Origin of the sequence: Arthrobacter sp. Leaf234, assembly GCF_001422665.1 — a bacterium.
Taxonomy (GTDB): Bacteria; Actinomycetota; Actinomycetes; order Actinomycetales; family Micrococcaceae; genus Arthrobacter_D.
Genome location: NZ_LMLU01000001.1, coordinates 686,198 through 700,495, shown reverse-complemented (window position 1 = coordinate 700,495; position 14,298 = coordinate 686,198). Strand labels below are relative to the sequence as shown.

Below are 14,298 nucleotides of genomic sequence, written 5' to 3'. Positions count from 1 at the left end.
TTCCGCTCACCCAGTACAGGAACCCCATGATCTTCCCCCCAGCAGACCCCGTGGACCGCAACCACTTCCCGGTGGACGAGTGGGCCCTCGTCGAGACCGAGTTCGACGGCGCCCATGCGGGCCGCAACGAGACCCTCTTCACCGTCGGCAACGGCTATCTCGGGATGCGCGGCAACCTCGATGAGGGGAGGGACGGCTACGACGCCGGCACCTTCATCAACGGATTCCACGAGACCTGGCCCATCCAGCACGCCGAGGAGGCCTTCGGATTCGCCCGCGTGGGCCAGACGATCGTCAACGTGCCGGATGCCAAGATCATCCGGCTGTACGTCGACGATGAGCCCTTCGTCCTCACGCGCGCCGACATCCTCCGGCACACCAGGCGTCTCTCCTTCCTCGACGGCGTCCTCACCCGCGAGATCGAGTGGCGGACGCCGTCGGGCAAGCGTGTCCTCATCCGCTCGCGCCGCCTGGTCTCCTTCACCGACCGGCACCTCGCCCTCATCGACTACGAGGTGGAGATGCTCGACGCCGACGCCTCCATCCTCATCTCCAGCCAGATCCTCAACCGGCAGGACGGCCTGGACGAGTACTATGTCAGCGCCCCGGTCGACGGGGAGTCCTTCGACCCCCGTAAGGCGGAATCGTTCCGCGACCGCGTGCTGCAGCCGCGGCTGAAGCGCTCCGACGGCCCGCGCTACCTGCTCGGCTACAGCACCACCAACTCGCGCATGACCATCGCCTGCGCCATGGAGCACGAACTGCTCACGGACAACGAATGGGACCAGAGCTCGCACATCGAGGACGACCTCGCGAAGCACGTCTACCGCGTCCGCGCGAGGCCCGGCCATCCCGTCCGCCTCCTGAAGACCATCAGCTACCACACGTCCCGCAGCGTGCCCGCCCGAGAGCTCGCCGACCGCTGCGGGCGCACCCTCGACCGCGCCCGCGAGACGACGGTGGAGGAGCATTTCGGCAAGCAGAAGGACTGGCTCGCCGACTTCTGGACCCGCTCCGACGTCGAGATCGAGGGCCAGCCCACCGTTCAGCAGGCGGTCCGCTGGAACATCTTCCAGCTCGCGCAATCCACCGCCAGGACCGACGGCGGCGGTATCGCGGCGAAGGGCGTCTCGGGCTCCGGCTACGGCGGACACTACTTCTGGGACACCGAGGTGTACGTCCTGCCGTTCCTGAGCTACACCGCGCCCACCGTCGCGCGGAACGCACTGCGCTTCCGGCAGTCGATGCTCGACTCCGCCCGTGCGCGCGCCGGCGAACTGAACCAGCGCGGCGCCCTCTTCCCCTGGCGCACCATCAACGGCCAGGAGTCCTCCGCCTACTACGCAGCGAGCACCGCGCAGTACCACATCGACGCCGACATCTCCCACGCCATGATGCAGTACGTGGCGGCGACGGGCGACGACGACTTCCTCCACCGCGGCGCCGTCGACGTCCTCGTCGAGACAGCGAGGATGTGGGCCGATCTCGGGTTCTGGCGGAGCAACGGGGATGACAACTTCCACATCCACGGCGTCACCGGACCCGACGAGTACACGACGGTGGTCAACGACAACCTCTACACGAACGTCATGGCGCGGGCCAACCTCCGCTCCGCGGTGCGCGCCGTCGAATCACTCGCCGACGTGGACCCCGCCGCGCACGCCCGGATGGTCGCGCGGCTGGACCTCCAGGAGGACGAACTCTGGGAATGGACACATGCCGCCGAGAGCATGCACATCCCGTTCGACGAACGCGCCGGCATCCACCCCCAGGACGCCGCGTTCCTCGAGAAGGAGCTCTGGGACCTCGAGAACACTCCCCCGGACAAGCGCCCCCTCCTGCTCCACTACCACCCTCTGGTGATCTACCGCTTCCAGGTCCTCAAGCAGGCCGACGTCGTCCTCGCGCTGCTCCTGCAGGGACACGAGTTCACGATGCAGCAGAAGCGATCCGACTTCGAGTACTACGAGGCGCTCACCACAGGGGACTCCACGCTCTCCGCCGTGGTGCAGTCGATCATCGCCGCCGAGGTCGGCTACCACGACCTCGCGCTGAGGTACTTCATGTCCTCGCTCTTCGTGGACCTCGCCGACCTGCACCGGAACACGTCCGACGGCATCCACGTGGCCTCGACCGGCGGCGTGTGGAGCGCCCTGGTGTACGGCTTCGGGGGCATGCGCGACCACGGGGGCCGCATCACCTTCGAGCCGAGGCTGCCGGTCGCGTGGACGCGCGTGACCTTCCGGGTCACCCTGCGGGGGACGCGACTGCGCGTCGAGGTGACGCAGCAGGCCATCACGTTCACGGTCGAGACCGGTGACACCGCTTCCGTCTGGGTCCACGGCCGGTCGGTGACGGTGACGGCGTCCGGTCCGGTCACCGTGGCGCTCGAGGACCAGGGCCCACGCCTCACCGGGACGCCGACCACGAGCGACATCGAGGGGAGCAGGCGTGCCGACGGCTCCCTGGTCACGGCCTCGATCCCCCGGATCTCCGTCGACCCCTGAATCGGCACTCCCTGTCCCTGCGGACGGAACGGATCAGTGCCTGGCGGCAAACGCGACGGTCCCGGCAGGACCGGCCTCGATGGACCGTGAGACGCGAGGCCGTGCTGGACGTCCGGCTCCGGGCCGGGACAACCCCGCCACTGCCCTACAGCTGGTCCTCGAGGTGGAAGACTTCCTCGAGGCGCAGGAACCCCTCGTCCGGGCGCCCCTCCAGCGCGACGAAGAACGGCGCCATCTCCGCCTGCCACCGCCCGTTGACCTCCGTGGCAGCCATGGCGGCCTGGGACGCGGCGAAGTCCTCGCACTCCATGTAGCCGATCAGCATCCCGTCCGGCCGCAGGAACAGGGAGTAGTTGTCCCACCCCGTGTCCTTCAGCGCCCGCGCCATCTCCGGCCAGATGGCTGCATGCCGCTCCCGGTACTCGGGGATGCTCTCGGGGCGGATCTGCAACTGGAAGCAGACTCGTTCCATGGGTTCTCCTTGATGTCTCGATGATCTGTGGTCGGTCCGTGGTCGGTCTGTGGTCGATCTGGGGGTGGGCTGTCAGAGGGTGACGTGGCGGTGCTCGACACCGAGGAGGGACGCGGCCGCCTTCACATCGGCCGCACGGTGCCCCACGCACAGTGCCCAGTGGTGGCCGATGCCGGTCTGGCTCCACGCGTCGACCCACAGTCCGGGGTCACCGCCGAAGTCCACGCGCGACGTCGTATTGCCGATCGCCAGGAGAGGCCCGGGTACCACGGTGCCCTCGGACGTGACGAAGACGTAGGAGCCGTCCGGATCCTGGCCGATCCCGAAGGTGGTGACCGGCCCGTGGCGCACGTCGAACTCGACCGAGACGCCCCACCCGCGCTTGCCGTGGAAGACGCCGAGCCCGCGCAGGAGCGGGTCCGCGGCGCTGACGGCGAGATGGGCCGGCCCGTCATGGCCCATCTCCACCACGCCGTCGAAGAAGTTGAGGGCCTGGATCTCCGTGAAGGATCCGCCCGCGCCCATGGCCTGGGCGGCGAGCATCGCGATCGAGGTCCGCAGTTCGTACTCGCCCGCCATGGGGACGCCACGGGCCGTGAGGATCGAAGCCCCGAGGATCATCCCCGCTCCGAGCCGCTCGTGCTGCTCGCCGGCGAGGCCCCGGTGGTAGTAGGCGAGCGAATCGAGGTCGAACTCGGCGACCAGCCGATCGAGTCCCACCGACACCTGCGCGCCCCAGGCGAAATCACCGTCGTCCACGGACTCGTCGACGGTGAAGAGGCTGCGCGCCAGCGCCAGGCGCTCACGCACCTGCTCGTCGGTCACCTCGGCGACGAGCTCACGGAGGTCGTCGAACTCGAGGACCTCCACGTGGGAGCCGAAGGTCGTCGACACCGAGGTCAGGTCCGTCGAGACATCGAGCATGCCCGGATAGACGTGGCCCATGAGTCCGTGGCGGGCGTGGCGCAGCCGGCCGCGGACCCCGGCGGCGTGGACCCACTGGTCGATCCGCGCCCAGGCGGACTCCTGCGTGAGGTAGCCGGACACGGAACGGAAGGGGATACCGGCACGCTTGAACACGTTCGCCACCTCCGGCACGGGGCACTGGCCGCAGTACGCGAGCCATGTCCCCGTGTCGACGTTCGCGTGGTCCATGGCCTCGGTGGGCTGCAGGTCGATCACCAGGACGGGCGTCTTCGCGCGCTGGGCGATCGGCAGCACCATCGAGGACGTCAGGTAGGTGGTGAGGAAGATGACGATCAGGTCGCAGTCCGCGCGGCGCAGCTCTTCGGCCGCCACGGCGGCCTCACGGGGATCGGACACGAAGCCGACGTCGGTGACCTCGGCATCGAGGGCGGTGAAGCGCTCCGTCACGTACCGCGCCGACTCCCTGAGCTGCGGGAGCAGGTCCGGGAATTGGGGCCAGTAGGCGCCGAGCCCTCCGGACACCAGGCCCAGGCGGGTCGGCCGGCGTCGGACCGGTTCGAGCAGTCCTGACAGGGCGGGCGATGCGGAGGGCGCACCCGTGGAATCGGTGGTCATGGTGGCTCCTCGACGGGAAGCGGAACGGCGGGCGGGGGCGCGGAAGGACAGGGGGTGCGGAAGGACAGGGGGTGCGGAACGACGAAGGGGTGCGGAAGGAAGGGGTGCGGAAGGGCGGGACGCCGTGGTGGGCGCCCCGCCCCGCTCGTGCGGCTAGAAGTCGTAGTCGTCGATGTTCTCCGCGTTGAACTGCGTGGGCGGGCCGACCAGGACGATCCCGCCCTCGCCGATCTCACGCTCGCCGAGCTCGCCGGCCTCGAAGGTGTCGCCGGGCTCGCCGGTGATGTCGCCGTCGGCCAGTGCCTTGCCCGCGAAGGCGGCGACGTAGCCGAGCTGTGCCGGATCCCAGAGCGCGAACTCCGTCACGGTGCCGTCCTTGACGAAGGGGCGCATCTCGTTCGGCAGCCCCAGCCCTGTCAGCGCGACCTTGCCCTTGTACTCCGACGTGGAGAGGTAGCGGCCGGTGGCGGCGATCCCGACCGTGGTGGGCGAGATGATGCCCTTGAGGTCCGGGTATGCCTGCAGCAGGCCCTGCGCCTCCTGGAAGGACTTCGTGTCGTCGTCGTCGCCGTAGACCTTCGCCACGAGCTCGATACCCGCGTAGTCGGGGTTGGCGGCCAACTCCTCCTCCATGTACTTGATCCACTCGTTCTGGTTGGTGGCGTTCGCCGTGGCCGAGAGGATGGCGATCTCGCCCTCGCCGCCGATCTGCTCGGAGATGAGCTCGAGCTGGATGAGTGCCACGTCCTTCGCGTCGACCTGGCTGACGAAGACGTCGCGGTAGTCGGGGTTGGTGTCGGAGTCGAACGCCACGATCTTGGCTCCGGCGGTGCGGGCCTCCTCGAGGGCGGGGCCGACGGCGTCGGGGTCGTTCGCGGCGATCACGATCACGTTGGTGCCGCGCTGCGTCTCCGCGTTGATGAAGGAGACCTGGCTGGACGCGCTGGCATCCAGCGGCCCCACGACCTCCGAGGAGGCGAACCCGGCCTCCGATGCGCCGTCCTCCCCGCCCCCGAGCACCACGTCGGTGTAGGGGTTGTTGAGCTGCTTGGGGATGAAGGTGACGGTCTGCTCGCCGTCGGACCCGCTGCCGCCCTCGGAACCGCCGCCCTCGGACGCTGCTCCACCGCCGCAGGCGCTGAGGACCAGCGCGGTGCTCGTCGCCAGGGCAGCGAAAGCCGCCCGGCGTCGGGTGGTTCCTGAATGGATGAACCTCATTGTTTCTTCCTTTCGATGGGCGCTGGGGACCAGTCGCCGGGTGCGAACCTAGGGGGACGGCCTAGGAAAGTGGTGCGGAGCGGACACGCCGCGCATGGCGGGCCCGCCGGAGGGCGTCGGTGATGGTGGGGGCCACGACCGAGAGGATGAGGAGGGAACCGGTCACGATGATGAGGACCACCTCGGAGACGCGATCCAGTTTCAGTGCGTAGTTGATGGTGCCGATCAGCAGAACCCCGGCGAGGACCCCCGGGATGGAGCCCTTGCCGCCGAAGATGGACACGCCGCCGAGCAGCACCGCCGCGATGACCGCCAGCTCCAGGCCGCTGGCGTTGTCGCTGCGGGCACTCGAGTAGCGCAGCGTCCAGTAGATGCCCGCCAGGGCGGACACCGTCCCGGTCGCGAGGTACAGCAGGAACTTCGAGCGGGCCACGTCGATACCGACGAAGGTCGCGGCCTCCTTGCTGTAGCCGAGGGCGAAGAGCCCGCGGCCGAACGGCGTGAAGTGCAGGACGACGGCGAAGGCGAGGATCAGCAGGACGACGCCGATCATGACCGTGGGGATGCCCGTACCGCCGATCTTCGAGGTGAAGAACGCCGTGAGCGCGGGAGGGAAGTTCGCCACCGCGTTGTCGCCGATCACCACGAGCGCGAGCCCGCGGAACAGGGCGAGCGTACCGATGGTCACGGCGAGGGAGGGCAATCCCAGGTAGGCGATCAGCACCCCGTTGAAGGCCCCGGCAGCGAGACCGGCGAGGAGGCAGATCACCAGGACCAGGGCGATCGGTACGCCCGCCTGCCACAGGACACCCATCAGCGCACTGGTCAGCCCCGCGATGCTCGCCACCGAGAGATCGATCTCCCCGGAGATAATGACCAGCGTCATCGGCAGCGCGATCAGCAGCGTGGGGATCACGTCCAGGAGGAGGAACCCGACGGTCACGGGCGAGGCGAACCGGGGGATGACGAGGCACGCGTAGATCACGACGACGAGGAGCACGTAGATCATCACCGCGTCACGGCCGAGCAGCAGCCGTGCGGCGCCCGTCCGGCCCTTGGGGACGGCGAGGACCTTCGCGGTGCCGGCCGTGTGCTGCACGGCACCGCCCGCAGCGACCGGCTCGGACGTCCTGGTGTCTGGGGCGGCCATGCGCCTGCCTTCCGCTGAGTCTTGCCCTGTGTGCTGCCCTGTGTGCTGCCCTGTGTGCTGCCCTGTGTCCTGCCCTGCGTCCCGGAGCCCGTCCTCCGCCGGGGCCTGCGCCCCCACGCCGCCCGGGACGGCTGCCGCCTGCGGGCCGGGCCGGCCGGCGAGGCGGTCAGACATTGCGGGCCTCGGCGATCCTGAGCTTGCGGGCGGCACGCACTCCGGCGATGCGGTCGATCACGACGGCGGCGAGGATGAGGATGCCGACGATCGCCTGCTGCCAGAACTTGTCGACGCGGAGGGCGGTCAGGGCGCTGGTGATCGTGGTCAGGAGCAGTGCACCGATCGCCGCACCGACGACCGTGCCGCTGCCACCGAAGATCGCCACCCCTCCGACCACCGCCGCGGCGACGACGTCGAGCTCGAGTCCGGATCCCGTCGTCGCGCCCACGGAGTTGAAGCGGCTCGCGTAGAGGACGCCGGCCAGTCCGGCCAGCGCGCCGTTGACCACGAAGGCCAGCAGGACGCGGCGGGTCACGGGGATGCCGAAGAGCTTCGCGGCCTCCGGTTCCGAGCCGATGGCGTACAGGTCACGGCCGGGCCGTGTGCCGAGCATGTAGACCGCCACGATCGCGACCACGACGACGGCGATCAGCGTGATCACGGGGAACCCGAGAACGGTGTCGACGGACAGGTTGCCGAAGGCCTCGGGCCGATCGCCGGCGAAGTACTGGGTGCCCCCGGCCCAGGCGTTGTTGATGCCTCGGAAGATGTAGAGGGTCCCGAGCGTGATCACCAGGGCCGGCACCTTCGCGATGGTGATCAGGAGTCCGTTCACCGCTCCCAGGACCGCCCCGAAGGCGATCCCGATGAGGAAGACCAGGATGATCGGCAGGCCGGGCGCGGCCACGAAGACGCTGCCCGTCCCGAAGGCGACCAGGCCGAGGATGGACCCGACCGACAGGTCGATGTTCCGGGTGATGATGACGAGGGTCTGGCCGACCGCGAGGATCATGAGGATCGTCGCGTTGAGCAGCAGGTCCTTGACCCCCTGCTCGCTGAGGAACAGCGGGTTGATGGCCGCCGTGACGGCGACGAGGAGCACGAGCGCCAGGATGACGGGCAGCTCGCGGAGCCTGAGGAACGAGCCGAGGGGGGAGGACGTCGGGTGCGCGGCCGGCTGCGCGGGCGCCGCGTGTCTGCTGTCGAGGCTCATCGGGAGGACTCCAGGGCTGCGGTCGCGGCGTGCATGACGGTTTCGGAGGTGGCCTCGGAGCGGTCCAGCCGGCCGGTGATCCTGCCTTCCCGCATGACCAGCACGCGGTCGGCCATGCCGAGCACCTCGGGCAGTTCCGAGGAGATCATGAGGATCGCGATGCCCCTGCCCGCGAGTTCGGAGATGAGGCGGTGCACCTCGCTCTTGGTCCCCACGTCGATCCCGCGGGTCGGCTCGTCGATGATCAGCAGCTTCGGGTCCGTGGCGAGCCATTTGGCGAGGACCACCTTCTGCTGGTTCCCGCCGGACAGTGTCGAGACGGCGTGCTCGGGTGAACCGGACTTGACCTGGAGGCGCTTCCCCCAGGTCGCGGCGGCCTCGCGTTCCGCCTTCCCGCTGATCAGCCCGAAGCGGGCGAGCGAGTGCCGGAGCGTCAGGGCGGCGTTGCGTTCGACCGAGAGCTCCATGACCAGGCCCTGCTTGCGCCGGTCCTCCGGCACGAAGCCGATCCCGGCGTCGATCGCCGCCCTTGGGTCCTTGCCCCGGAGCGTCCGGCCGAGCATCTCCACGCTGCCGGACTCGTAGCGGTCGATGCCGAAGACCGCACGAGCCACCTCCGTGCGGCCTGCACCGACCAGTCCGGACAGCGCCACGATCTCGCCGGCACGCACCTCGAAGTCGATGTCGTGGAACACCCCGGGCCGCGTCAGGCCGCTCACCCGCAGGACGACGTCCCCCGCTTCCGTCTCGGTCTTGGGGAACAGGGCGTCGATGTCGCGGCCCACCATCTCGCGGACCACCGCCTCGACCGTCGTCGCGCCGGTCTCGTGCGTGGCGATGTAGGCGCCGTCCCGCATGACCGTGATGCGGTCGCAGAGGCCGAAGACCTCGTCGAACCGGTGGGAGATGAACAGGATGCCACTGCCGGCGTCGCGGAGGCGTCGGGCGACGGCGAAGAGGCGCTCCACCTCGATACCGCTGAGTGCGGCCGTCGGCTCGTCCATGACGAGGATGCGCGCGTCCAGGGAGATCGCTTTGGCGATCTCGATGATCTGCTGGTCGGCGATCGAGAGACCCTCCGCCACACGGTCCGGATCGATGGGGACACCCAGCTGCCCGAAGAGCTCCCTGGCCTGGCGGCGCATCTCACCGCGACTGATGAGTCCGAAGCGGCCCTTGGGCTGGCGGCCGATGAAGATGTTCTCCGCCACCGTGAGGTCCGGGAAGAGGGTGGGCTCCTGATAGATGACCGAGATGCCGGCCGCCTTGCTGTCGGCGACGGTCCGGAAGCTGACCTCCTGCCCGGCGACGGTGAACTCCCCTGCGTCCGGCTGGTGCACGCCGGCGAGGATCTTGACGAGCGTGGACTTGCCGGCGCCGTTCTCGCCGACGAGGGCGTGGATCTCACCCGGTGCGAGGTCGATGGTGCCGTCGGCGAGGGCGACGACCGGCCCGAAGGTCTTGAGTGCCCCCCGCAGGGTCAGCACGCTCTCCCGTCGGCCGCCGGCTGGTGCGGCCCGGTCCGCGGCGTCACTGCCACGACCATCAAAGTGCGTCAATGCAACTCCTCGAGGAAGAATGAATCGTTTCAGAGCAACGGTCCACCTCGAATAGTAGGCGTGACCCAGATCACCGTCAACAGCCCCGGATCGAGCTTCGGCTCGGGCCCGCAAACCGCCGCCGGACGCTCAGCCCGCGGCCCGAACCGCCGCCGTCGTGCTGCCGCGCTCCACCAGTTCGGGATCGAAGATCACCTGTCGGCGCCGCGAGGACGGGCCCTCGATCTCCTCGAGGAGGAGCTCCACCGCCGTGCGCCCCATGAGTTCGGTCGGCTTGCGGACGCTCGAGAGGGGCACGACGGCGGAGGCGGAGAAGTCGATGTCGTCGTACCCGATCAGTGCCAGGTCCTCGGGGATGCGGAGGCCACGGATCAGGAGCACGGCCTGCATGACCCCGATGGCCAGGAGGTCGTTGGCGCAGAAGATCCCGTCCGGCAGACGGCCCGCCGGCCGACGGGCGATCACGCCGCCCACGTCCCGCCCGGCGAGGACCGTCATGGCGTCCGCCTCCACGACCTCGAGGACCGCGCCCTCCTGCTCGCCCACTGCCTGGCGGGCGCCGGCCAGGCGATCGTCCACCTGTCGGAAGGAGGCCTTCGTCCCCACGAACACGATGCGGCGGCGCCCCGCTTCGAGGAGGTGGCGCACGGCCATGTAGCCGCCTGCGACGTCGTCCACCGACACCGAGCTGCAGCGTCGCTGCGCATCGACGCGGTCCACCAGCACCACGGGCATGCCGCGTTTCCGGAGGGCCTCGACGCGCGGTCCGACGTCCCCCACGGGCGAGATGAGCATGCCCTGCACGCGCTGCTGCTCGAAGACGTCGATGTAGCGGGCCTCGCGCTCGGTGTCCTGCCCACTGTCCCCCAGCACCACCGTGCTCCCGTTCTCCGCGGCGCAGTCCTCCGCGGCACGCGCGAGCGAGGAGAAGAACGGGTTGCCGACGTCGAGCACGATCAACCCGATGGTGCGGCTCTGGCCCGCACGGAGTTGCCGGGCGGCGTCGTTGCGCACGAAACCGAGGTGGTCGATCGCGGCCTGGACGCGCTCGCGCGTGGCGGACGAGACCCGTGCGGGATGATTCAGCACGTTGGACACCGTCCCCACGGCCACCCCCGCGCGGTCGGCGACGTCCTTGATGCTGACGGGTCGGCTCTCCATCGATACCTCGGGTTCCTCGGCGCTCGGACCCCGCGGGACGGTCGGCCGGCGGGACTGTTGACACTCGGTCTGCAGCAAGGATAGCTTTGAAACGTGCTAATGAAACGATTCAACGGCACGGCACTTCTGCTTCTCCTCCCGAGCCGTCCCCGGGCGTGGAAGATCCCCGAGAAATCGCTGTCCGGTCTGTGATGGAGCAGCCGGCCGCCACACGCTGGAGAGAGTACATGACTGTCATCGACGACATCACCGCGGAGCTGGACCAGCTCGCGATCGAGGTCCCGTCCTGGGCCTACGGAAACTCAGGGACGCGTTTCAGGGTCTTCGCGACCCCCGGGACGCCGCGCACGGTGCAGGAGAAGATCGCCGACGCGGGCACGGTCCACCGGCTCACGGGCCTGGCGCCCAGCGTCGCCCTGCACATCCCCTGGGACAGGGTGGACGACTACGGCGTCCTCGCCTCCTACGCGGCCGATCACGGCATGCGCATCGGCACCATCAACAGCAACACCTTCCAGGACGACGACTACAAGTTCGGCAGCCTCACGCACAGCGACGCGGCGGTGCGGAACAAGGCGATCGACCACATGTACGAGTGCATCGAGGTCATGGACGTCACCGGCTCCCGCGACCTGAAGATCTGGCTCGCGGACGGCTCCAACTACCCCGGCCAGGCCGACATGCGCTCCCGGCAGGACTGGCTGCAGGACTCGCTGCGGAAGGTCTACGACCGGCTCGGCGAGGACCAGCGCCTGGTCCTCGAGTACAAGTTCTTCGAGCCGGCGTTCTACCACACGGACGTCCCCGACTGGGGCACCTCCTACGCCCACTGCCTGCAGCTCGGAGAGAAGGCCCTCGTCTGCCTCGATACCGGCCACCACGCTCCCGGGACCAACATCGAGTTCATCGTCGCCCAGCTCATCCGGCTCGGGAAGCTCGGCTCCTTCGACTTCAACTCGCGCTTCTATGCGGACGACGACCTGATCGTGGGAGCCGCGGACCCGTTCCAGCTGTTCCGCATCATGGCCGAGGTGGTCCGCGGCGGCGGCCTCTCGCCCGAGAGCGGGATCGCCCTCATGCTCGACCAGTGCCACAACCTGGAGGAGAAGATCCCCGGCCAGATCCGCTCCGTGCTCAACGTGCAGGAGATGACGGCGCGGGCCCTGCTGATCGACCGCGCCGCGCTGACCGCCGCGCAGGAATCCGGCGACGTGCTGGGTGCCAACGCCATCCTGATGGATGCCTTCTACACCGACGTCCGGCCCGGACTCGCGCAGTGGCGTGCGTCGAAGGGCCTTCCGGCCGATCCGATGGAGGCCTACCGCGCCAGCGGCTACCAGGACCGGATCAACAGCGAGCGACAGGGCGGCCAGCAGGCCGGATGGGGAGCATGACAGTGACGACGACGACAGGGCCCGCGACCGACGCCACCACGAACCCGACGGTCAATCGGACCGTGCAGGAGCTCATCGAGCGCTCCAACCGCCTGGGCTCGGACAAGCGCACCACGAACTACGCCGGCGGCAACACCTCGGCGAAAGGTGTGGGCACCGACCCCGTGACGGGCGAGGACGTCGAGCTGCTCTGGGTCAAGGGCTCCGGCGGTGACCTGGGGACGCTGAAGGCGGCCGGCCTCGCCGTCCTCCGCCTCGATCGGATGCGCGCGCTGCAGGGGGTCTATCCCGGCGTCGAGCGCGAGGACGAGATGGTGGCGGCCTTCGACTACACCCTCCACGGCAAGGGCGGTGCGGCGCCGTCCATCGACACCGCCATGCACGGCCTCGTGGATGCGGCGCACGTGGACCACCTGCACCCCGATGCGGGGATCGCGATCGCGACGTCGGCGGACGGCGAGGCCCTGACCACCGCGATCTTCGGACCGAAGGTCCTCTGGGTCCCCTGGCGCCGTCCCGGCTTCCAGCTCGGGCTCGACATCGCCGCCATCAAGGACGCCCACCCCGAGGCGATCGGCACCATCCTCGGGGGCCACGGCATCACGGCCTGGGGAGACACCTCCGCCGAGGCCGAGGCGAACTCCCTGTGGATCATCGAGACCGCCGAGCGGTACATCGCCGAGCACGGGACCCCCGAGCCCTTCGGGCCTGCCCTGGAGGGTTACGGCCCGCTGCCGGAGGACGAGCGCCGGGCCAGGGCCGCCGCCCTCGCCCCGACCATCCGCGGCCTCGCCTCCACCGACAGGGCGCAGGTCGGCCACTTCACGGATGATCCGCGGGTGCTGGAATTCCTCGCCTCCAGCGGGCACCCGCGCCTCGGCGCACTCGGCACCAGTTGCCCCGACCACTTCCTGCGCACCAAGGTCAAGCCGCTCGTCCTCGACCTCCCGGCCGACGCCGACGTCGAGAGCTGCCTGCTGCGCCTGCGTGAACTGCACACCGAGTACCGGACCGACTACGCCGCGTACTACGACCGGCACGCGACGCCGGACTCACCCCCCATGCGCGGGGCCGATCCGGCGATCGTGCTCGTCCCCGGCGTCGGCATGTTCTCCTTCGGCGCCAACAAGCAGACCGCCCGCGTCGCAGGGGAGTTCTACCTCAACGCCATCAACGTGATGCGTGGTGCCGAGGCCGTCTCCACCTACGCGCCCATCGAGGAGAGCGAGAAGTTCCGGATCGAGTACTGGTCGCTCGAGGAGGCCAAGCTCGCGCGGATGCCGAAGCCGAAGTCCCACGCCGGGCGCATCGCCCTGGTGACGGGAGCGGCGTCGGGCATCGGCAGGGCCATCGCCACCCGTCTGGCGGCCGAGGGCGCGTGCGTGGTCATCGCGGACCTGAACATCGACAGCGCGAGCAGTGTCGCCCAGGATCTCGGTGGGCCGGACGTCGCCATCGGCGTCCAGGCCGACGTCACCGACCCCGCCCAGGTGCTCCGTGCCGTGCAGGCCGCCGTGCTGGCCTTCGGCGGGCTGGACCTCGTGGTCAACAACGCCGGGCTCTCCATCTCCAAGCCGCTCCTGGAGACCACCGAGAAGGACTGGGACCTGCAGCACGACGTCATGGCGAAGGGCTCGTTCCTCATGTCGCAGGCGGCCGCGAAGGTGCTGATCGAGCAGGACATGGGCGGGGACATCATCTACATCTCCTCCAAGAACTCCGTGTTCGCGGGCCCCAACAACATCGCCTACAGCGCCACGAAGGCAGACCAGGCGCACCAGGTACGCCTCCTCGCCGCCGAACTCGGCGAGTACGGCGTGCGCGTCAACGGCATCAACCCCGACGGGGTGGTCCGTGGCTCCGGGATCTTCGCCGGCGGCTGGGGCGCCAAGCGCGCCGCGGTGTACGGCGTGGACGAGGAGAAGCTCGGCGAGTACTACGCCCAGCGCACCCTTCTCAAGCGCGAGGTGCTGCCCGAGAACGTCGCGAACGCCGTCGCCGTCCTGACCTCCGACGAGCTCTCGCACACCACCGGGTTGCACATCCCCGTGGACGCGGGCGTCGCCGCCGCCTTCCTGCGCTGAC

Annotated in this window: 10 protein-coding genes; 3 read left to right on the top strand and 7 right to left on the bottom strand. The window is 69.4% G+C overall.

Translation table 11 applies throughout. The features are described 5' to 3' along the window. Positions 1–26: 26 nt before the first annotated feature. Complete coding sequence (locus ASF21_RS03230; RefSeq protein ID WP_055766702.1) at positions 27–2,507, top strand: glycoside hydrolase family 65 protein; 2,481 nt, start codon at positions 27–29, stop codon at positions 2,505–2,507. Between the two features lie 145 nt (positions 2,508–2,652). Here ASF21_RS03230 and ASF21_RS03225 read toward each other — a convergent pair whose 3' ends face one another. The 7 genes from ASF21_RS03225 to ASF21_RS03195 all read right to left on the bottom strand — a co-directional run bounded on the left by ASF21_RS03225 (position 2,653) and on the right by ASF21_RS03195 (position 10,819). After that, entirely contained in the window at positions 2,653–2,979 is a 327-nt protein-coding gene (locus tag ASF21_RS03225) for an L-rhamnose mutarotase (protein WP_055766699.1), read from the bottom strand. Between the two features lie 72 nt (positions 2,980–3,051). Further along, positions 3,052–4,521, bottom strand: coding sequence for an L-fucose/L-arabinose isomerase family protein (locus ASF21_RS03220; protein WP_055766696.1), 1,470 nt, complete (start codon positions 4,519–4,521; stop codon positions 3,052–3,054). Between the two features lie 153 nt (positions 4,522–4,674). Beyond that, positions 4,675–5,739, bottom strand: coding sequence for a rhamnose ABC transporter substrate-binding protein (gene rhaS, locus ASF21_RS03215; RefSeq protein WP_055766693.1), 1,065 nt, complete (start codon positions 5,737–5,739; stop codon positions 4,675–4,677). A gap of 61 nt (positions 5,740–5,800) precedes the next feature. Beyond that, entirely contained in the window at positions 5,801–6,889 is a 1,089-nt protein-coding gene (locus ASF21_RS03210; protein WP_082471196.1) for an ABC transporter permease, read from the bottom strand. A gap of 166 nt (positions 6,890–7,055) precedes the next feature. Further along, positions 7,056–8,099: an ABC transporter permease gene (locus tag ASF21_RS03205; RefSeq protein WP_055766690.1), complete on the bottom strand. Its 1,044-nt coding sequence runs from the start codon at positions 8,097–8,099 to the stop codon at positions 7,056–7,058. After that, positions 8,096–9,586: a sugar ABC transporter ATP-binding protein gene (locus ASF21_RS03200; protein ID WP_055766687.1), complete on the bottom strand. Its 1,491-nt coding sequence runs from the start codon at positions 9,584–9,586 to the stop codon at positions 8,096–8,098. Before ASF21_RS03200 ends, ASF21_RS03205 begins: the two co-directional genes overlap by 4 nt. Before the next feature lie 201 nt (positions 9,587–9,787). Further along, the gene (locus ASF21_RS03195; protein WP_055766682.1) at positions 9,788–10,819 is read right to left on the bottom strand and encodes a LacI family DNA-binding transcriptional regulator; all 1,032 of its coding nucleotides are present in this window, start codon (positions 10,817–10,819) and stop codon (positions 9,788–9,790) included. 227 nt (positions 10,820–11,046) lie between these two features. Between ASF21_RS03195 and rhaI the strand changes: the two genes are divergently transcribed. Beyond that, on the top strand, positions 11,047–12,213 hold the full coding sequence (gene rhaI, locus ASF21_RS03190) for an L-rhamnose isomerase (protein ID WP_055766679.1): 1,167 nt from the start codon (positions 11,047–11,049) through the stop codon (positions 12,211–12,213). Then, positions 12,210–14,297, top strand: a complete 2,088-nt coding sequence (locus ASF21_RS03185) for a bifunctional rhamnulose-1-phosphate aldolase/short-chain dehydrogenase (RefSeq protein WP_055766678.1) — start codon at positions 12,210–12,212, stop codon at positions 14,295–14,297. The genes rhaI and ASF21_RS03185 overlap by 4 nt, the downstream gene beginning before the upstream one ends. The last annotated feature ends 1 nt before the right edge of the window (position 14,298 follow it).

Excerpts from the sequence above, each read along its gene's own strand:
- ASF21_RS03230 (WP_055766702.1), top strand. The coding sequence starts at position 27 with ATGATCTTCCCCCCAGCAGACCCCGTGGACCGCAACCACTTCCCGGTG.
- ASF21_RS03225 (WP_055766699.1), bottom strand. The coding sequence starts at position 2,979 with ATGGAACGAGTCTGCTTCCAGTTGCAGATCCGCCCCGAGAGCATCCCC.
- ASF21_RS03220 (WP_055766696.1), bottom strand. The coding sequence starts at position 4,521 with ATGACCACCGATTCCACGGGTGCGCCCTCCGCATCGCCCGCCCTGTCA.
- rhaS (WP_055766693.1), bottom strand. The coding sequence starts at position 5,739 with ATGAGGTTCATCCATTCAGGAACCACCCGACGCCGGGCGGCTTTCGCT.
- ASF21_RS03210 (WP_082471196.1), bottom strand. The coding sequence starts at position 6,889 with ATGGCCGCCCCAGACACCAGGACGTCCGAGCCGGTCGCTGCGGGCGGT.
- ASF21_RS03205 (WP_055766690.1), bottom strand. The coding sequence starts at position 8,099 with ATGAGCCTCGACAGCAGACACGCGGCGCCCGCGCAGCCGGCCGCGCAC.
- ASF21_RS03195 (WP_055766682.1), bottom strand. The coding sequence starts at position 10,819 with ATGGAGAGCCGACCCGTCAGCATCAAGGACGTCGCCGACCGCGCGGGG.
- rhaI (WP_055766679.1), top strand. The coding sequence starts at position 11,047 with ATGACTGTCATCGACGACATCACCGCGGAGCTGGACCAGCTCGCGATC.
- ASF21_RS03185 (WP_055766678.1), top strand. The coding sequence starts at position 12,210 with ATGACAGTGACGACGACGACAGGGCCCGCGACCGACGCCACCACGAAC.